The organism is Sphingobacterium sp. BIGb0165 (assembly GCF_024810095.1).
In the GTDB taxonomy this organism is placed as follows: Bacteria; Bacteroidota; Bacteroidia; order Sphingobacteriales; family Sphingobacteriaceae; genus Sphingobacterium; species Sphingobacterium detergens.
In genome coordinates this window covers 254,512-272,554 of record NZ_JANUEB010000004.1, presented here as the reverse complement: position 1 = coordinate 272,554, position 18,043 = coordinate 254,512, and the positions used below count along the sequence as shown (strand labels likewise).

General features: G+C 40.6%; 16 protein-coding genes and 2 tRNA genes. 7 read left to right on the top strand and 11 right to left on the bottom strand.

The genetic code is table 11. The features are described 5' to 3' along the window. Nucleotides 1-20: 20 nt before the first annotated feature. The 3 genes from M2408_RS10540 to M2408_RS10530 all read right to left on the bottom strand — a co-directional run bounded on the left by M2408_RS10540 (nt 21) and on the right by M2408_RS10530 (nt 1,277). Nucleotides 21-548, bottom strand: a complete 528-nt coding sequence (locus M2408_RS10540; RefSeq protein ID WP_259181541.1) for a DUF1697 domain-containing protein — start codon at nt 546-548, stop codon at nt 21-23. A 14-nt stretch (nt 549-562) separates the two neighbouring features. Further along, nucleotides 563-859 carry an MGMT family protein gene (locus M2408_RS10535; RefSeq protein ID WP_257091019.1) on the bottom strand — a complete coding sequence of 99 codons (297 nt, stop codon included), beginning with the start codon at nt 857-859 and terminating at the stop codon, nt 563-565. 344 nt (nt 860-1,203) lie between these two features. Next, a tRNA-Arg gene (locus tag M2408_RS10530) sits at nt 1,204-1,277 on the bottom strand. A gap of 186 nt (nt 1,278-1,463) precedes the next feature. Here M2408_RS10530 and M2408_RS10525 point away from each other — a divergent pair. The 3 genes from M2408_RS10525 to M2408_RS10515 all read left to right on the top strand — a co-directional run bounded on the left by M2408_RS10525 (nt 1,464) and on the right by M2408_RS10515 (nt 2,416). After that, entirely contained in the window at nt 1,464-1,982 is a 519-nt protein-coding gene (locus M2408_RS10525; RefSeq protein WP_259181539.1) for a YceI family protein, read from the top strand. 55 nt (nt 1,983-2,037) lie between these two features. Further along, nucleotides 2,038-2,125: transfer RNA gene (locus M2408_RS10520), tRNA-Ser, on the top strand. A 102-nt stretch (nt 2,126-2,227) separates the two neighbouring features. Next, nucleotides 2,228-2,416, top strand: coding sequence for a hypothetical protein (locus M2408_RS10515; RefSeq protein WP_259181537.1), 189 nt, complete (start codon nt 2,228-2,230; stop codon nt 2,414-2,416). Nucleotides 2,417-2,480: 64 nt separating this feature from the next. Here the strand turns inward: M2408_RS10515 and M2408_RS10510 are convergent, their stop codons facing one another. From M2408_RS10510 to M2408_RS10490, 5 genes are all read right to left on the bottom strand, one after another. Further along, nucleotides 2,481-2,843, bottom strand: a complete 363-nt coding sequence (locus M2408_RS10510; protein WP_120257351.1) for a PleD family two-component system response regulator — start codon at nt 2,841-2,843, stop codon at nt 2,481-2,483. Nucleotides 2,844-2,915: 72 nt separating this feature from the next. Beyond that, on the bottom strand, nt 2,916-3,746 hold the full coding sequence (locus M2408_RS10505) for a protein-glutamate O-methyltransferase CheR (RefSeq protein WP_120257350.1): 831 nt from the start codon (nt 3,744-3,746) through the stop codon (nt 2,916-2,918). A gap of 2 nt (nt 3,747-3,748) precedes the next feature. Then, entirely contained in the window at nt 3,749-4,120 is a 372-nt protein-coding gene (locus M2408_RS10500) for a response regulator (protein WP_259181532.1), read from the bottom strand. A 13-nt stretch (nt 4,121-4,133) separates the two neighbouring features. Next, nucleotides 4,134-7,733: a response regulator gene (locus tag M2408_RS10495; protein WP_259181530.1), complete on the bottom strand. Its 3,600-nt coding sequence runs from the start codon at nt 7,731-7,733 to the stop codon at nt 4,134-4,136. Beyond that, a complete protein-coding gene (locus tag M2408_RS10490; protein ID WP_259181528.1) occupies nt 7,723-9,207 on the bottom strand; it encodes an ATP-binding protein in 1,485 nt (494 codons plus the stop codon). The genes M2408_RS10495 and M2408_RS10490 overlap by 11 nt, the downstream gene beginning before the upstream one ends. Before the next feature lie 216 nt (nt 9,208-9,423). Here M2408_RS10490 and M2408_RS10485 point away from each other — a divergent pair, with 216 nt between their 5' ends. Genes M2408_RS10485 through pdeM form a run of 4 tightly spaced genes read left to right on the top strand, consistent with a single transcriptional unit; the run spans nt 9,424 to nt 15,101 of the window. Then, nucleotides 9,424-10,407, top strand: coding sequence for a ligase-associated DNA damage response exonuclease (locus tag M2408_RS10485; protein ID WP_259181527.1), 984 nt, complete (start codon nt 9,424-9,426; stop codon nt 10,405-10,407). Next, the gene (locus M2408_RS10480) at nt 10,404-11,984 is read left to right on the top strand and encodes an ATP-dependent DNA ligase (RefSeq protein ID WP_259181525.1); all 1,581 of its coding nucleotides are present in this window, start codon (nt 10,404-10,406) and stop codon (nt 11,982-11,984) included. The genes M2408_RS10485 and M2408_RS10480 overlap by 4 nt, the downstream gene beginning before the upstream one ends. Before the next feature lies 1 nt (nt 11,985). Continuing rightward, nucleotides 11,986-14,448 (top strand): ligase-associated DNA damage response DEXH box helicase, encoded by a 2,463-nt coding sequence (locus M2408_RS10475; protein WP_259181523.1) that lies wholly within the window; start codon nt 11,986-11,988, stop codon nt 14,446-14,448. Next, nucleotides 14,445-15,101 carry a ligase-associated DNA damage response endonuclease PdeM gene (gene pdeM / locus M2408_RS10470; RefSeq protein WP_259181521.1) on the top strand — a complete coding sequence of 219 codons (657 nt, stop codon included), beginning with the start codon at nt 14,445-14,447 and terminating at the stop codon, nt 15,099-15,101. The genes M2408_RS10475 and pdeM overlap by 4 nt, the downstream gene beginning before the upstream one ends. Here the strand turns inward: pdeM and M2408_RS10465 are convergent, their stop codons facing one another. The 3 genes from M2408_RS10465 to M2408_RS10455 all read right to left on the bottom strand — a co-directional run bounded on the left by M2408_RS10465 (nt 15,102) and on the right by M2408_RS10455 (nt 18,042). Continuing rightward, a complete protein-coding gene (locus tag M2408_RS10465) occupies nt 15,102-16,064 on the bottom strand; it encodes an AraC family transcriptional regulator (RefSeq protein ID WP_120257342.1) in 963 nt (320 codons plus the stop codon). 122 nt (nt 16,065-16,186) lie between these two features. Then, nucleotides 16,187-16,978: a heme ABC transporter ATP-binding protein gene (locus M2408_RS10460; protein ID WP_120257341.1), complete on the bottom strand. Its 792-nt coding sequence runs from the start codon at nt 16,976-16,978 to the stop codon at nt 16,187-16,189. A 32-nt stretch (nt 16,979-17,010) separates the two neighbouring features. Then, nucleotides 17,011-18,042 carry an iron ABC transporter permease gene (locus M2408_RS10455; RefSeq protein WP_259181518.1) on the bottom strand — a complete coding sequence of 344 codons (1,032 nt, stop codon included), beginning with the start codon at nt 18,040-18,042 and terminating at the stop codon, nt 17,011-17,013. Between the last annotated feature and the right edge of the window lies 1 nt (nt 18,043).

Below are 18,043 nucleotides of genomic sequence, written 5' to 3'. Positions count from 1 at the left end.
TTAAATCAACGCACATAGATTTATTGCATGATTTTCAAAATTTTCTCCAATGTATTCACATTCCTACTGGTGAACTTATCTTTCAGACTTTTCTTACCCAATACTTTTCCGAATGTTGAATCCAATGTATTTCCTTTGGGGACCTGCCAGTAAAATAGTCCATTGATCACTTCCGCTTTTTCATTATCGGCTTTGGCACTTTTATCAAATTCATCCATGAGAACTTCTTCTATCCCATGTAAACCTACAAAACCATAAATATGAAAATCAGGATGTTTTTCAAAGGGAATGCTACTCCAAAATAAACTCGTTTCTTCCTGCGACTTAATGAAAAGGAAGGCTTCATAGGAAAAATAACTGGACATCGCTACTTCCAGAACTATTTTAAGTTCTTCCGCGGATCTATCCGAAGAAAAAACAATATTTCCGGAAGCCAACACCGAGCTCACGTGATCCATCCCAGCTTCTTTAAATACCTGGCATACGTCAACCATTTTCATGTTGGTTCCCTTTACATTTACCCCTCGTAGAAAAGCGCAGTATTTCATCTTTTATCCATTTATTAAACTTCATCCATCGGATTCCAAAATATCTTTTTAAAATCCTTGATCCTGAGATTATTTATTCCAACGCCTTCGTTCTCCAATTTAGACTGAAATTCTGGAACCGACAGTACTCCGCCACTTGAAATCACCCGATGTGCAGGCACATCTTTGGGACATCCCCCCATTGCTTTTCCAACATGGCGGGAATGATTTGGATACCCTAGCGCTTTAGCAATTGCGCCATATGTTGAAACTCGCCCTTTTGGAATTAGTCTCGCCAATTCATACACTTGCTGTTTGAATGTTTCGTCCATATTGTCTCTATTAGATCCTTAACTCAACTTACCATTACGCCTTATAGATCGTTCAGATCAGTAATGATAAGCCAAAATCAATATAATTCAGTGTCGCCTAAAGATACAAAAAAACAGATGCTTAACGATAGCATGAATAAACTTAAATTGTGGGTAAATTTACCCTAAGGCTACATGGATCCGTTAAAAACAGTGCGTGTATTCATTAAAGGAAACAACTTCAAAAGGAAAACAATACTGTTCAGATCCTAGGCTGGGAAAGATTCATCTAACATGGCTACAAATTGCTAATAAGTAAAAAAGGTTCTTAATAATTATATTAAGAACCTTTTTTTTAAATTTTGTACGCCAATCAGGATTCGAACCTGAGACCGTCGGTTTAGAAAACCGATGCTCTATCCAGCTGAGCTATTGGCGCGTCGTTTTCGGTAATGCAAAAGTAGACATTTGTTCAATAATTCCAAAATATCATATGCTTTTTTTTTGCGGTTTTTCAATAACTGATTGCTTTTCAATAAGATTATTTTATTGATCTAGGTCAAACAAAAATTTAAAGGCTGCTGTTACCTTTGTATTATTAAACAAATAAGAAAACACAAAAATTATGGCACAAGGAAAATGGGAATTAGACGCTGCACATAGCGAGATAGAATTCAAAGTAAAACACATGATGATCACAAATGTTAAAGGAAACTTTGACAGTTTTAAAATAGATCTTGATACAGACAATGATAATTTTGATAACGCTCTTGCAAAAGTAACTATCGATACAGCGTCAATCAATACACGAAATGAACAACGAGATGGACACTTAAAAAGTGCTGATTTTTTTGACGTAGAAAAATATCCAGTGATAACATTTGAAGCAACAAGCTTAGCGAATGAAGAAATCAAAGGAAATCTGACTATCCGGGACGTGACTCGACCTGTCGTATTTGAATTGGAATTTGCCGGTATTCAGAAAGACCCTTGGGGAAATACTAAAGCTGGATTTATCGTAGAAGGAAAGATCAAACGCTCAGAATTTGGACTTAATTGGAATGCAGCTTTGGAAACAGGCGGTGTGATGGTGAGTGATGACGTAAAATTTAGTACTGATATTCAGTTTATAAAAGCAAAATAAGAACTATTTCTAAAATAAAATTTGGCAGGAGAACAAAAATTCGTACTTTTGTCGCGGAGAGTTGGCAGAGTGGTCGAATGCGGCGGTCTTGAAAACCGTTAACTGTCACAGGTTCGGGGGTTCGAATCCCTCACTCTCCGCCACCAAAAATAAAGCCCGACGATAGTCGGGTTTTGTCGTTTATAGACTTTTGCAAACAATGTTTGATCAAAAGTATTAAACGACGAAAAAAATGAACGGAGTGAATGGCTTTATTTTATGGTGAAGCCCCCCTTTGGGATCATCTTATTATCCCTCACTCTCCGCAGAACAAGCCTTTCAGAAATGAAAAGCTTTTTTGTTGTATTCGGATTCGAACCGGAAGGGCTCGCCTGGATCCAAACTTTATCATCGCGGGCATTGGCATGGGGATGCGGGATGGTACAGTAGAATAAGCCTACAAAGGTCTGTAGGCTATAAATCGTTCGTGAGGAGGATATATCAATAGTACGATCTTTGTTAGATATGTTTATTAACAATATCTTCCAGATCATCCAGATCAAAGGGCTTGGACAGGAAATCATCTGCCCCAGCACGAGCAGCTAATGATTCAATATCATTATTGGCAGACACATAAATAACCGGAATATGTTTAAACCGGTCATCAGCCTTCAACAGGCGGGTTGCCTCTACTCCCCCAATATTCGGGATCCAATTGTCCATCAAAATAAGATTAGGTTCTGTAGTTTCTACCTTTTGAATAATATCGTGTGAAGTCTCGGAGACTTCTACATGAAACCCCAAATCTGTCAGCACGACTGTTATGACCTCCAAAATAATCGTATCATCTTCAAATATCAGTACAGTTTTTCTTTTGCTCATATAGCTTAATTTATGTCTTTTATAGGGGTCTACTATGGTCTGAATGTCATACCATTTCTAAATAGAACCATATTATAACGAATAAAGTTTTTTCCAAATTTTTTGATCACCCACTGCGGTGAAATTCTGTTGTATACTGGAGAACCTTATGGTTTCCTTACTGCCCAATGCAAGATATCCCAAATTTTCCAGACTTGCATCAAATAGCTTAAAAACGCGATCCTGCAAATCCTTGTTGAAATAAATCAACACGTTCCGGCACAGTATCAATTGAAAGCTGTTAAACGATGTATCTGACACCAAGTTATGAGTCGATAGGATCATTTTTTGTTTCAGCTCTGGGTTAAATTTTGCCCACTCATAATTTGCCGTATAATAATTAGAAAAGTCCTGCTTTCCGCCGGATTCAATATAGTTTTCTGAAAACGACTTAATCTGGCTTAATGGATAGATTCCATTACGCGCTATTTCTAATACCCGCGGATTAATATCGGTAGCATAGATTAACGATTTATGATGCAGATTGGCCTCCTTCAATAAAATTGCGAGCGAGTAAGCTTCCTCTCCACTTGAACATCCAGCGATCCAAATCCGGATTAGCGGATAGGTCCCCAGTTGCGGCAAAATCTCCTCACGCAATTGCTTGAAAAACAGCGGATCCCTAAACATCTCAGTCAAATTAACCGTAATCTCCTCAACAAAATGCTGAAGAAACTGCGGATCGTCTTTTAGCGCAAACCGGAGTTCCGCAAAACTCGCAAATCGGTCATTCGTCATGATTCTATTAATCCTTCTTTTGATCGAAGCCCGACTATATTGTATAAAATCGTAGCCATAGCGTTGGTAGATATCTTCCAGTAAAATATCTATCTCCTCATCTTTAATTATATTATGGCCCAACATCGCTAAATTAACTGTTCTATTTCAACCATTAGTATATCCACATCAATTGGCTTTGACACGTACGCCTGTGCCCCCGCTGCGAGGCATTTTTCCCGGTCCCCACTCATTGCCTGTGCTGTCACCGCTATAATCGGAAGATCTTTAATAGCAGTAGAACTGCGAATCAAACGAATAGCCTCATACCCATCTATTTCAGGCATCATCATGTCCATCAAAACCAATGAAACATTATTTTCAGCCTCCAATAGTTCTATTGCTTCCTTTGCCATGGCACAACTAATGACCTGATATCCCCTAGCTCTTAAGGTTAGCCCCAGCGCGAAAATATTTCGGTTGTCATCGTCCACAATTAATATTACCTTATTTCGATTCATTAAACCGTCTCCATTAATTCTCGTACAACCATACCCGCAACAATGAGAGAAGCTGATCTATATCAACAGGTTTTGAAATATAGTCTGAAGCTCCCGCTTGTATACATTTTTCCCGATCGCCAATCATAGATTTGGCCGTAACCGCAATGATAGGCAATGTTGCAAATGGAGGTGTCTGTCTAATATTCTTGATCGTTTCATATCCATCCATTTCAGGCATCATCATATCCATCAGCACAATATCAATAGTCTCACCTGAGTTCAGCACTTCTAGGGCTTCCTTACCATCCATTGCCGGAATGACTTGCACCTGAAATTTTTCCAATGCCTTTGTCATCGAAAATATATTGCGAACATCATCATCGGCCACTAATACTTTTTTCCCTTTCAGCACATCGGTCAAAGCCCCCAAGCCATTGTTTTTCCGTCTCACATCATCTGAATTGTTAATTTCAATCAAATGCAGAAATAAGCCAACCTCATCAAGGATACGCTGATAGGAATGCGCAGTTTTGACAACGACAGAGTCTGCATATTTTTTAATTTTCAGCTCCTCAGATTTCGATAGATTTTTGCCCGTAAATATGATTATAGGTAGATTTTCAAGTCCTTCATGCTGTTTGATGGCTTCCAGCGTATTGTAGCCCATTTCATCAGGCACCCCCATATCCAAGATTACGCAGTCTACCTCAGCAGTTCCCAGCGCATTGATGCTATCTATAACATTATCCTTTACTTCAAGTGAAATATTAAAACTACTTAAAAAATAAGCCAATGCACTAGCATGTTTAGGATTTTCTTCGACAATAAGAACCTTTTTCGGGGACCTACTCAATGCGGATTCAATTTTCTGGAACACAGATGTCATCTGCTCTAGCGCTACGGGTTTATTGATAAAATCAATCGCACCTTTGAGCAGACTTTCCTTCTTCACTTCAAGCGAAGACATGATATGTACAGGAATATGCCGTGTCTCCTTAGCCCCTTTTAATTCATCCATCACAGCCCAGCCATCCATGATGGGTAACTGAATATCCAATAACACAGCCTGCGGATGGTACTTCTTGGCCGCTGGTAGCGCATGATCTCCCCGTACCACGACAACACCTTTGTAGTGCTGGCTATGTGCATATTTCAACAGCGCTTTCGCAAAATTGACATCATCTTCGACAATCAGAATAACCTTATCTCCTTCGGTAATATGATTCCGATCATCAGGTAGCTCTTCAGGTATACGTATTGTCGCAGGATTGTAGGCATCGTCCATGACAAGCTCACGTACCTCCTCAATTTCAGAATGGATCTCTTCTACGAGCTGTTGCTCCTTTGAGCGAACTTCATCAAGTTCCACTTGATGATTTGGAATGATAAATAAAAACGTACTACCTTTCCCTTCCTCACTCACTAACCTGATTTCCCCTCCAAGCAAGCGGGCAATCTCCCTGCTGATCGATAAGCCTAATCCTGTACCACCAAATTTCCTCCGCGTTGAGCCATCTGCTTGCTGAAAAGCTTCAAAAATTATCTTTTGTTTCTCTAATGGTATCCCAATACCGGAGTCTACAACCGCAAAAACAAGTGTATCTTTAGCTGCACTGTCCTCATAAATATCCAATCTTACTTCGCCAGCCGCTGTAAACTTAATCGCATTAGAGATCAGATTACGCAATACTTGATCTATTCTAAGCCGATCTCCCTGAAAACGTTGGTTGACCTTGGGATCAATATTGATCGTGAAGACCAAGCCTTTCTCATTGACCATTGGCAAGAATAAATTATTCAGATCTGCGGAAATATCATTTAAATTTAGGCTCGCATATTCCAAAGTCATTTTACCAGATTCAATCTTTGAAAGATCCAATATCTCGTCTATTAATGTTAATAGACTTGTTCCGGAACTCTGGATCACTTTAGCCGATTCGATCTGGTCCGAACTCAGATTCTGTTCATTATTTTCGGATAACAGGCGAGAAAGTAGCAGAATAGAGTTTAGCGGTGTACGCAGTTCATGAGACATATTTGCCAAAAATTCCGACTTATATTTTGTACTCAACGCAAGTTCTTCCGCCTTCTGTTGAATTTCCTGATTCCGTTCGGCAATCAATAGATTTTTATCCTCCAACAATCTTGAACGTTCCTCTAACTCCTGGTTTGATTGCATCAATTCTTCATGTTGTACCTTCAGTTCCTCTTCCGATGACTGTAAGCGCAAGGTCTGGGCCTCCAATTCCGTATTTAGGTTCTCAAGTTCAGCATGCTGTGACAATAATTCCTCCGATTGGACCTGTGTTTCCTCCAAAAGTGTCTGGATTTTGGCACGACCTTTTGCAGATGCTATAGCGATACCAAGTTGTCTGGCACATTCGGTTAGGAAGGTTACTTCCATTTCTGTAAACAGCTGACCATGTCCAATCTCCAAAACACCCAATACTTGATCCGCCGATATGATAGGTACAAAAATAAGATGTGGTACATTGATTTTGCCACTGGCAAAACTGACCAGATAATCCGCTGTACGGATATTATTGACTACTTTTAATTCCTTATCGACGAATACTTGTCCCACATAGCCTTCACCCGGAAGGAAATAGAGCTGTGTTTTCGGATCCAATCCGTAGCATCCCGATCGTTCAAGCTTTTCGTCATTGAATATATATATCGCTCCTGTGATAGCGCCAATATAATTTACTAGTCCTTTTATTGCATCTGTTGTGAGTAATCTTTCGGTTTTGTTGCCGACCAATCCCGTATAGAGATCAGCATATCCCATATGTAACCAGTCATTATCTTTAAGCTGATCAAACGATTTTTTCAAGGATTTTGACATCCGATTCACAGATTTTGCGATCGCACCGAGATCATCATCCTCGATATCTTCTGCTTTTACATTGTAATCTCCAGTAGCAATACGATTGGTGATTTGTTGAACCAGATTTAGTCTGCGTGCAATTCCTTCATCCTTTTCCACCAGCGATTTTTCCAGTGTTAAACGTTTAAGAAAGTCAGCCCTCAGCCGAAAATAAAAGTATGCTGTAATAATCAAAGATAGTAAAGCACTGATAACGATAAATAAGGTCGTTATAAAAGAAGAGTTGTCTAAATTGGTAGATTTCTGATCGATATCGGCATCTTCATAATGAATAATATCCTTAATAATATTACGGCACTTATCCATGGCCGATTTACTCTCATCCAGATGCTCCAGACTGACAGTCCCACCTTTCCTTTTAATATCCACCGACTCCTTTAGTACTGTTAACCTTTGCTGAGCCGCTGTAAATAAACTATCTACGCGAATCTTTTGCGCTGAATCTACTTCGGTGAGTTCTTTTATTTCTTTCAATTCAACTGGCAAACTCGCCAAAGCTATATTAAAAGGTTCCAGGTAATTCTCCTTCCCGGTGAGCAAATAGCCCCTGTTTCCCGTTTCAGCTCCTTGTAAAGAGTTCAGTATAATATTTGATAAACTGATTATTTTCCGGGTAGCGGTCAACTCCTGGCGGTGTTTATTCTGCTCTTTAATCCCTAGATAGGAGGCTGTGGAACTCACCAACAGTACAAATAAGGACAAGCCAATTCCTATAGATAAGTTATTCAGTGTTTTATTTGGCATCTGTAGGCAGATTTAATGGTATTGTAAAATAAAAAGTGGCTCCATTACCGGCTGAACTTTCGACGGCAATTGTACCTTGGTGGCTACGTATAATTTCCGAACAAATATAAAGGCCTATTCCCAGGCCCTGAAAATCAAACGAAGTTTCTTCTACGCGGTAAAACTTATCGAAAACTTCAGGCTGTTTGCTTTCGGGTATTCCGATTCCGAAATCTATCACACTCACTTTGACAAAGTCCACCATAACTTCACAATCAACGATTACCTTCTCTGTTCCAGCCGCGTATTTATAAGCATTGGTTAAAAAATTAACCAGAACCTGCTCAAGTCGTATCTCATCACCATATATCATTAAGTCTGAAATATCTCCTTGCCGATATAATTCCATATTGCTCTGATCATGGGTCTGCACGATGGAATCAATGGCGTTCTGAACCATACGTTCGAGCGAAAAGACTTTTTTATTGATACCTAATTTGCCATTGTCAATTTTTGATAAATCGAGCAAATCGGTAATCAGACTATTGAGTTTTTCTACCTGATCCTGAACTCTGTTGACATATTTTGCCTCAGCACAACCTTTGTCAAGTTTTAGCTTTCGGTCAAGCAACTGCATGTAAGCTTTAATACTCGTCAGCGGAGTCTTGAGTTCGTGACTGGCAATACTTAAAAATTCATCCTTTTCTTTCTCGGCTTTTTTCTGGGCATCTATATCAGTAAAGGTTCCTACCCAATTATTTTCACCGTTCTCCAAAATCGGCCAAACCCTTAATAATTGGTAAGAATACCCCGATTCATCCCGCTTTTTGACCCGTACCTCCATTTCCAGAGGTTTACCGGATTCAAGACTTTCTTGCAACTCGGTAGCAATCGGTCTGTCATCAGGATGTGTCTGCGGGAATGTATGTTCATTGTCTGAAAATTGAAACCAACGACCATTTACAAAGCCGATATTCCCACGATGGTCACAGGTAAACGCAATTTGGGGCAATGATTCCAGCAAAGTATGCAAATAATCCACTTTCGAACGAAGCTCTTTTTGTGCCTGCTTTCGCCCCTCTACCTCCCTCTCTAAGGTCTGCTGGATATCTTTTAACGCTTGTGTCTGCTCATATAGCCGGTAGAATGTCTTGACTTTTAGCATCAGGATATCCGGATCAACAGGTTTGGTTACATAGTCCAAACCTCCAGAATCATACCCCTTTGTAATAAAGCGTTTATCTGTATTGACGGCAGACAAGAATATAATAGGCGTCTCCTTGGTCTTACTGAATCCAGCAATGTTCTCGGCAACTTCAAAACCATCCATATCGGGCATCTGCACATCCAATATGATTAAAGCATAATTATATTTTAAAATCTTCTTTAAAGCTTCTTCGCCAGACTGGGCGGTATCGACTTTAAAATTTTTGGATTCTAATAACTTTTGTAACGAATAAATATTATCGGGGTTGTCATCGACTATTAATATCATAGAGAGCTAAAACTAAGAATCAAAGTAAACAAATGTAAAAAAATTAACCGAATCCACCCGAGAATCATTTCAGGCAAAAAATTTCATTACATCCGCAATTTAAATACTAGGATTGACTTTCACTAAAAAATAAACAAAACTTTAACTTATTGCTCCCTGTTTGAATACATAACATGCTATAGACAGAAGTTATGTTGTCAAAAACAAGGATTCAATATGATTCAATTCACATCAAAAGGCATTTATTGTATCCCAGGCAAATTTTACCTGGATCCATGGCAAGCAGTTGATCTTGCCATCATTACACATGGACATGCAGATCATGCGCGTCCAGGTATGAAAAAATATCTCTGTCACCATTTTACAGTTGGTATATTGAAAAGTCGTATTGGCCCCGATATCCAGGTGGAAGGCTTAGCTTACAACCAATCTATCTACATCAACGGTGTAAAAATTTCTTTACATCCTGCTGGGCATATCATTGGATCAGCGCAAATACGAATGGAATATAAAGGAAAAGTGACGGTCTTTACTGGAGATTACAAGCTCCAGGATGATGGCCTCTCCACCCCATTTGAACCCGTAAAATGTCATGAGCTAATTACTGAAAGTACCTTTGGTCTGCCTATTTATCGCTGGGAAAGTGTTGAAATGCAAAATCAACGCTTGAATGCATGGATCATGCACAACCAGGGATACAAAAAGACATCCGTATTTATCGGTTATTCATTAGGCAAGTCCCAAAGGATACTAAACGCAGTAAAGGATATGGGCGAAATATATGTACATTACAGTATCGCCAAATTAAATATAGCCTATAGTGATGCTGGTATAAATTTACCGTCTTATCAAATTATCGACCCTACCACAGATATGAAACACTTAGATGGCAAGATTGTATTACTGCCTCCAGCATTGCTCGACACGAAGTTGCTTCAAAAGATACCACATGTTGCCTATGCGATCTGTTCCGGCTGGATGCAAATTCGCGGCGCCCGGAGGTGGCGCAGCGCAGATGCCGGTTTCGCCATCAGTGATCATGCAGACTGGAACGGATTGTTGCAAGCGGTGAAGGAAAGTGGAGCCGAAAAAGTGTATGTAACCCATGGACAGACGGCCTCATTCAGCAAATACCTAAATGAAATAGGCGTTGAGGCGGAAGAGGTTAACACAAATTACGGGGAAGAGTTAAGCGTATGATAGAATTTGCAACATTGGTCAATGCGCTGGATAGCACCAATAAAGCCAGCTTAAAAAAAGAAGCTATTATACGCTTTCTAACCTTTGCACCGGAGAAAGACAAACTTTGGTTTCTAGCCTTAATGACTGGCAAAAGGCCAAGGCGTCCAATTTCCACCAAAGAACTTAAAACTTGGGTACTGGAAATTACCAATATCCCAGAATGGTTGTTTGTAGAATGTTATGCCGCTGTCGGTGATCTCTCTGAAACCTTAGCGCTATTACTGCCCCCCGCATCTGAAAAAATAAACAAAAGTCTCAGTGAATGGATGGAAGACATCCTGCAGTTGGCAAATCTTTCAATGGCAGAAAAAAAAGCATTTGTGCTCGCTTCCTGGAATAGGTTGAACACCATTGAGCGTTTTATTTTCAATAAATTGCTAGGCGGCAGCTTTCGCTTAGGGGTTTCTTCCAAAGGGCTAATAAATACGATTGCGACACATTTCCAGATCGAACCAAGCATTGTCACCCATAGTATTATGGGTGAATGGAATCCTCATGACTACGCATTTGACAAACTCGTCCGAGGTGAATATAGCAATACAAACCTTTCAAAACCTTATCCCTTCTGTCTGGCTTACCCCATTGAAAAAGAAGTGGAAGAACTCGGTGCAATTACAGAATGGCAATGCGAATACAAATGGGACGGTATACGGGGACAGCTGATCAAACGAGGCGACGAAATCTTTATTTGGTCAAGAGGCGAGGAACTTGTCACCATACAGTTCCCCGAGATTACGGATGCGCTCAAAAAATGGAAAGGAAGTTTTGTTCTAGATGGCGAAATCTTGGCTGCAAAAGACGGTCAAATATTGAATTTTAATGAACTACAAAAAAGGATCAATCGTAAGCTAATTTCCAAGACTTTACGTGAAGAAGTCCCCATTGTTGTATACCTTTATGACCTATTGGAATTGGATGGTAGAGACCTCAGATCTGAGCCACTGCAAGAAAGGCGCAAATTATTGGAACAGTTGTACCAATGCAATGTTGGTCCTACGATACTATTGTCTCCACTTATTCCTTGCGAAAATTGGGCCGATCTACGGATCTTACAACTTGCATCGCGTGAGCTAAACAGTGAAGGTATTATGCTTAAAAAGAAAGACTCCGTATATTATGTTGGCCGAAAAAAAGGTGGTTGGTGGAAATGGAAAGTCAACCCCATGACCATAGATGCGGTGTTGATATATGCGCAGAAAGGCAGTGGACGAAGAAGTGCGCATTATACCGACTATACCTTCGCAGTTAAAGATGGTGATCATTTAGTAAGTATCGCAAAAGCATATTCAGGCCTTACAGATAAAGAAATACTTGAGGTTAGCCGCTATATTCGGCAAAACGCGCTGGAGAAATTCGGGCCAGTAAGAACTGTCAAACCCGAGCTGGTATTTGAAATTGCCTTTGAAGGAATAGGTTACAGTAAACGTCACAAATCTGGTGTAGCTTTGCGTTTTCCACGAATTTTGCGTTGGCGTAGGGACAAAAAGGCAGCAGATATAGATACATTGGAAAACATTAAAAAATTAATAACATAAATTGAGTCAGAAGATAATACATAGTGAAGGATTCAAGATCGTCAATCGCTATTTTGAATCCTTGGGTAATACCCCTTTTGGCTTCCAGGTTAGGACCTGGGATCGGTACATGCTGGGATACAGCGGAATGGTGATTGCTCCTACAGGATTTGGTAAGACATTTTCGGTATTTATGGCTGTCTTGATCGACTACATGAATCATCCTGAACGCTACCAAAAAGGATTAAAGTTACTTTGGGTCACGCCTTTGCGCTCTCTGGCAAAGGATTTGGCCAAAGCAATGCAGACCGCTATAGATGATATCGGATTAGATTGGGTTGTACAGGTGCGTAATGGGGACACTGATCCAAAGATCAGAGTGCAACAGACCAAAGCAATGCCTGATATTCTTTTGGTAACTCCTGAAAGCCTTCATCTATTGCTCGCCCAAAAACAACGTGACAAATATTTCAAGAATATCCGCTGCATTACTGTAGATGAATGGCACGAACTTATTGGAAATAAACGTGGTGTCATGGTAGAACTGGCATTATCATACTTAAAACACCAACATAAAAATCTCCAGATCTGGGGCATCACCGCTACCATAGGCAATCTGGACCAAGCAATGGATGTACTGTTGCCAGGAGAAAAAAAGAGCGTACAGATTGTCGCAAAGGAGAAAAAGAAAATTGCTATCAAATCGATCTATCCAGATAAAGTAGAACTCCTTCCCTGGGCAGGCCATCTTGGTGGCAATCTCGTGAATCAGGTCGTCCCTATTATACTGCAAAGCAAAAGCACCATCCTTTTCACCAATACCCGTAGTCAAGGTGAACTGTGGTATCAGCTATTGCTGCAAGCACATCCAGATTTTGCCGGACAGATTGCATTGCATCACAGCTCGGTAGATGCTCACATCCGCGAATGGATCGAAGACAATTTGAGCAGTGGAAAGCTAAAAGCAGTGGTATCCACTTCATCACTTGATCTGGGCGTAGATTTTAAGCCTGTCGATACCGTAATTCAAATCGGATCAAGCAAAGGTGTCGCCAGATTTATGCAACGTGCCGGAAGAAGTGGACACAGCCCTTTTGAAACATCGATCATCTACTTTGTCCCGACACATTCATTGGAGCTCATTGAAGTGGCCGCATTAAAGGAAGCTGTCAAAACCCAAACGATAGAAAACCGCGACCCCATGGTCCAAAGTTTTGATGTGTTGGTGCAATTTATGGTTACTATTGCTCTCGGGGGCGGCTTCCAATCAACAGAACTCCATCAGATCGTTGCCCGGACCCATGCCTTCAACTACATGGAAGATGAGGAATGGCAGTGGTGTATGTACTTTATCACCGCAGGTGGCAAAATCGGCAAGCGCTATGAGGAATTTCACAAAGTTGTACAAGACAGCGATGGTAACTGGATAATAAAAAATAGACGCATCGCCCTTCTTCATCGGCTGAATATCGGCGCCATTGTTGGCGATGCCATGATGCGCGTAAAATTCCTATCCGGTGGATATATCGGTATGATTGAAGAATATTTTATCAGCAAATTGAAGAAAGGTGAACGATTTAACCTCGCTGGCCGCATTCTTGAACTTGTTATGGTCAAGGATATGACCGTATTTGTCAAGAATTCATCCGGTAAGGCCATCACACCAAGCTGGTTGGGAGGCAGACTGCCCCTATCTTCCAATCTGAGCCATTTTCTCCGTAAAAAACTTGCGGAAGCAATAAACCCCGACAACGCCGAAAAAGAACTACGCTTCCTAGCACCGTTGATCCAGAAGCAGCAAAGCCTTTCGGCTGTGCCTAATGAATCAGAATTTCTTGTCGAACACATCAAGACCAACGAGGGGAATCATCTGTTTTTCTATCCACTGGAGGGTCGATTGATCCATGAAGTCATGGCCGCCTTGATCGCTTACCGCATCAGCAAACGTTATCCCATTAGCTTCTCCATGGCCATGAACGACTATGGTTTTGAACTCTATTCCGACCAAGAAATCAACTTGGACCAAACGCAATTAACAGAGATCTTGAGTCGGGAAAATCTTATGCAGGATGTGATCAGTAGCATCAACTCCGCGGAAATGGCGAGCCGTAAATTTCGCGATATTGCTGTAATTTCCGGATTGGTGATACAAAACTATCCCGGAACACAACAAAACAACAAATCCTTACAAGCCTCCTCCGGAATTATATTTCGTGTTTTGATGGATCATGATCCTGACAATCTATTATTAAAACAGGCTTTCACCGAAGTGTTCAATCAACAACTCGAAGAATACCGTCTGATAAAAGCATTTGAAAGAATAAACAATAGCCAAATCATCTATACCTTTGTAGAGGAATATACACCACTAAGTTTTCCGATCAAAGTGGACAGTTTACGTCAGTCCCTTTCTAGTGAAGCGTTGATCGAGCGAATTCAACGCATGGAGCATGCAAATAAATCAAAACGTGGACGAAGAAAATGAATATACAGGAACAGCACATTACATTCAATAAACAAAAACTTATCCTTAATAATCAACGTACTATCTTTTGTCCGAAGCAGAACACCCTCATTCTATCTGATCTTCATCTTGGTAAAGCTGCGCATTTCCGTAAAAATGGAATTCCGATTCCCTCAGATATATCTAGCCTCGACCTGCAAAGACTAGCTTCTTTAATTGATTACTACCGAGCAGAAAACATTTTGGTTGTCGGTGATCTTATTCATGCGGGCATCAATCAGGAAGTCCTTCTACTGGAAGAATTTAAACAGAAACATGGCAATCTAAATTTTCATTTGGTGATAGGCAACCATGATAGACAGGTGGAAAAATTAGCTAAGCAGATTAATATAATCTATCATCACGACAAATTCGAAATGGAGCAAATCCACTTTGTACACGAACCGGCAATAGATCGTTCGGTTTTCACCATCAGTGGACATATTCATCCGGGTGTCAGTATCAAGCTTCCACCGAACAAGCATCTCCGTCTGCCCTGTTTTTGGGTTTCAGCGCAACAGATTATTCTACCTGCATTTAGCAAGTTTACGGGACTGGATAGCCGAAAAATGTCAGAAGAATACGATTGCTATGCTTTGCACGAAGAAATAATCCTCCCACTAAAGAATAGCTAGTTACATTTTAAGTTCACCTGGGGAAATTCCATAGTATTTTTTAAAGGCGCTACTAAAGTTATTCTGATGGCCATATCCGGTCAACAAAGCAACCTCATAAACTGTCATCTTATCATCCAATAGGTAACTTTTAGCCTTTTCCATGCGGATTCTCGTTAAATAATCATGGATGGTCACCGAAAAATATTCCTTAAAATCCTTTCGCAACTTACTTTCACTTGTCAATACCTCTGCCGCCAGTTCTTTTTGTGTCGGCGGATTGGCAATACGCTGTTCGAGAATCTGCCGCGCCATTTCTAGACGTTGTACATCTTCTTCGTGGAATAAAGAAACAACCTGTTCACTTTTCTCGTTGTACTGCTCAAATTGATACATCAGCAACTCAACAATACGAGATTCGGTATGAAGCCTTCGTATCTCACCTTTTTTCTTGGATTCAATAAGTTCTGCGATAGTATGCTGCATCTCATAGGTTGCCATCAGATCTTCTTCTGAAAACGAAGTATATTCTCCTTTTTCGATTTCATGCACAAACTGCTGGTGCAATAACGAATCCCGCTTAATAAGATTCAGGTAATATTCCTTGGATATAACAGCAATAAAATACGTATACTCAATACCGGGTTCTACTTGATGAACCGATTTAACAGAAGGAATATATCGGATATTATGCCTACTCATCCCATAGGGCAATTTACTGGCCGCCGGTTTAAAAAATATAAATTGACTGGTAATGGTCTCCCCTTCGATCTCGGTCAATATTTGAACAGGCCGATCAAATTGCATTTTCGAATGCAATATAAATAAGCCCGATGTAGAGAGCTGAAAATTCTCCATGTGAACGGGCTCCGTATGGATTGTGATTTTATTTTCAACCAAAGGCTTGTCTGGCACATAGCCATCTGGTATTTCTTCTTCAAAAAGCCAATCAGCCAACTCAACTATTTTACTTTTCACCAACATGATTTCAATCCAAATAAGCCCGAAGCAATTAAAATTAACAAATTAGAGCGGTAATTAAAAATTATTTATAATCTATCTAAATAATTTTTTTGTAAGACATAAAAAAATAGAAGCCATTAGATCTACTCTAGATCAATCTCCATCTCCTCCAATTGTACATAAGGTTTTAATGTACGTGGATTCATGATCACATTGGATTCAACCGAAAAAATGGTGTAGATTTCCTTCTGTGCTAAAACCTCCACTGGCGTTCCATGAAAGAGTTTACGTCCATGTTTAAGCATCAGGATCCGGTCGGCATACATCGCTGCAAAATTAACATCATGGACAACCAAAATAACCATAAATCCTTTACGGGCCAGTGCTCTGGCTATAGCAAGCACTTTTTGCTGATAATGTAAGTCTAAGGCAGAGATAGGTTCATCCAATAATAAAAGGGCATCCGGATTATCCCATATCTGTGCTAAGACACGGGCAAGATGAACCCGTTGTTGTTCCCCTCCTGAGAGGCTCAGAAAATCCCGATCGGCAAAAGCGGTTACACCACAGAGTTCCATCGTCTCGGCCACCACCTTATAGTCGTGCGCTGTGGGCGTATTTCTATAATGGGGGTATCTGCCCATTAAAACAATCTCTTCCACCTTAAAACTCAATGTCATCTGTTGCTGCTGACTTAACAGCGCCCTGCATTTGGATAATGCTGCTGCATCATACGCAGATAGTAGCTTTCCATTGAAATGGATCTGCCCAGAATCAGGTTTTTTCTCCCCACATAATACCCCCATCAAGGTGGACTTTCCGGCCCCATTGGCACCAAGTACAGCCAAAATCTCACCTTTACGCACCTGAAAGGTGATATCTTTCAGTAGTTTTCGGCCTTTCAGCTCATAGTTGATTTTCTCTACACGCAACATAAGACAATATTATTTAGACATCCGAACGAAGACTATTTATCCTTGATTAAAATATACAAAAATATAGGTGTCCCTAATAGGGCAGTAATCACACCAATAGGCAATTCTATCGGTGCTACCGATACGCGGGCGATAACATCTGCCAGTGTCAGCACCAGAGCCCCTAAGAGCAGTGAGCCTGGAAGCACAAAGCGGTGATCCGGTCCACCCATCAGGCGTACGGTATGCGGAACAATAAGTCCTACAAAACCTATAATTCCCGATACAGCCACTGAGGCCCCAACGGCCAAAGTCGATAAGATGACCACCCATCTTTTTACGCGATCACTACGCATCCCCAATAAATCCGCTTGAAGTTCGCCCAGCGCAAATGCATTCAAAGATTTTCCAAAAAATGGAAGAATAAACAAGGAAATACATATAAATGGGCCTACAGCTAATAAATTATCCCAGGTTGCACCGCCCAAGCTGCCCAGCATCCAAAACGTAATGGTGCGGAGCTGCTGTTCTGTAGACATGTAAGTCATCAAACCTGTAAGTGCACCCGCAAATGCATTAATGGCTATTCCCGCCAACAGCATCGTAGTCACATTGGGGCGACCATTTTTACTGGCAATACGATATACCAAAAAGGCGGTTAATCCGGCTCCTACAAAAGCACCAAAAGCCAAAATATAATAACCTATCCATGCTGAAAGTGAAGTCAGCAAGAGCGTTTCAAATGCAATAATCAATACCGCAAACAAGGAGGCACCAGAAGAAATACCGATTAGTCCGGGTTCTGCAAGCGGGTTTCGAAAAATCCCTTGAATGGCAGCACCTGAAATACCTAAGGCGGCACCGACCAACAACCCCAATAACAAGCGTGGCATGCGGATCTCAAATAAAACATTGGTCTGCATGCTATCCTGATCTGATGCTGTAGACAGATGCAGCTTCTGCATGAGCATGGATAAAATATCTCCTGCCGGTATATGATAAGCACCTAAACCTAATGCGACAATACAAGTAATAAATAATATCAGGCTCAAAGCCAGCAATATTAACGTTTGTTTCTTCTGCACC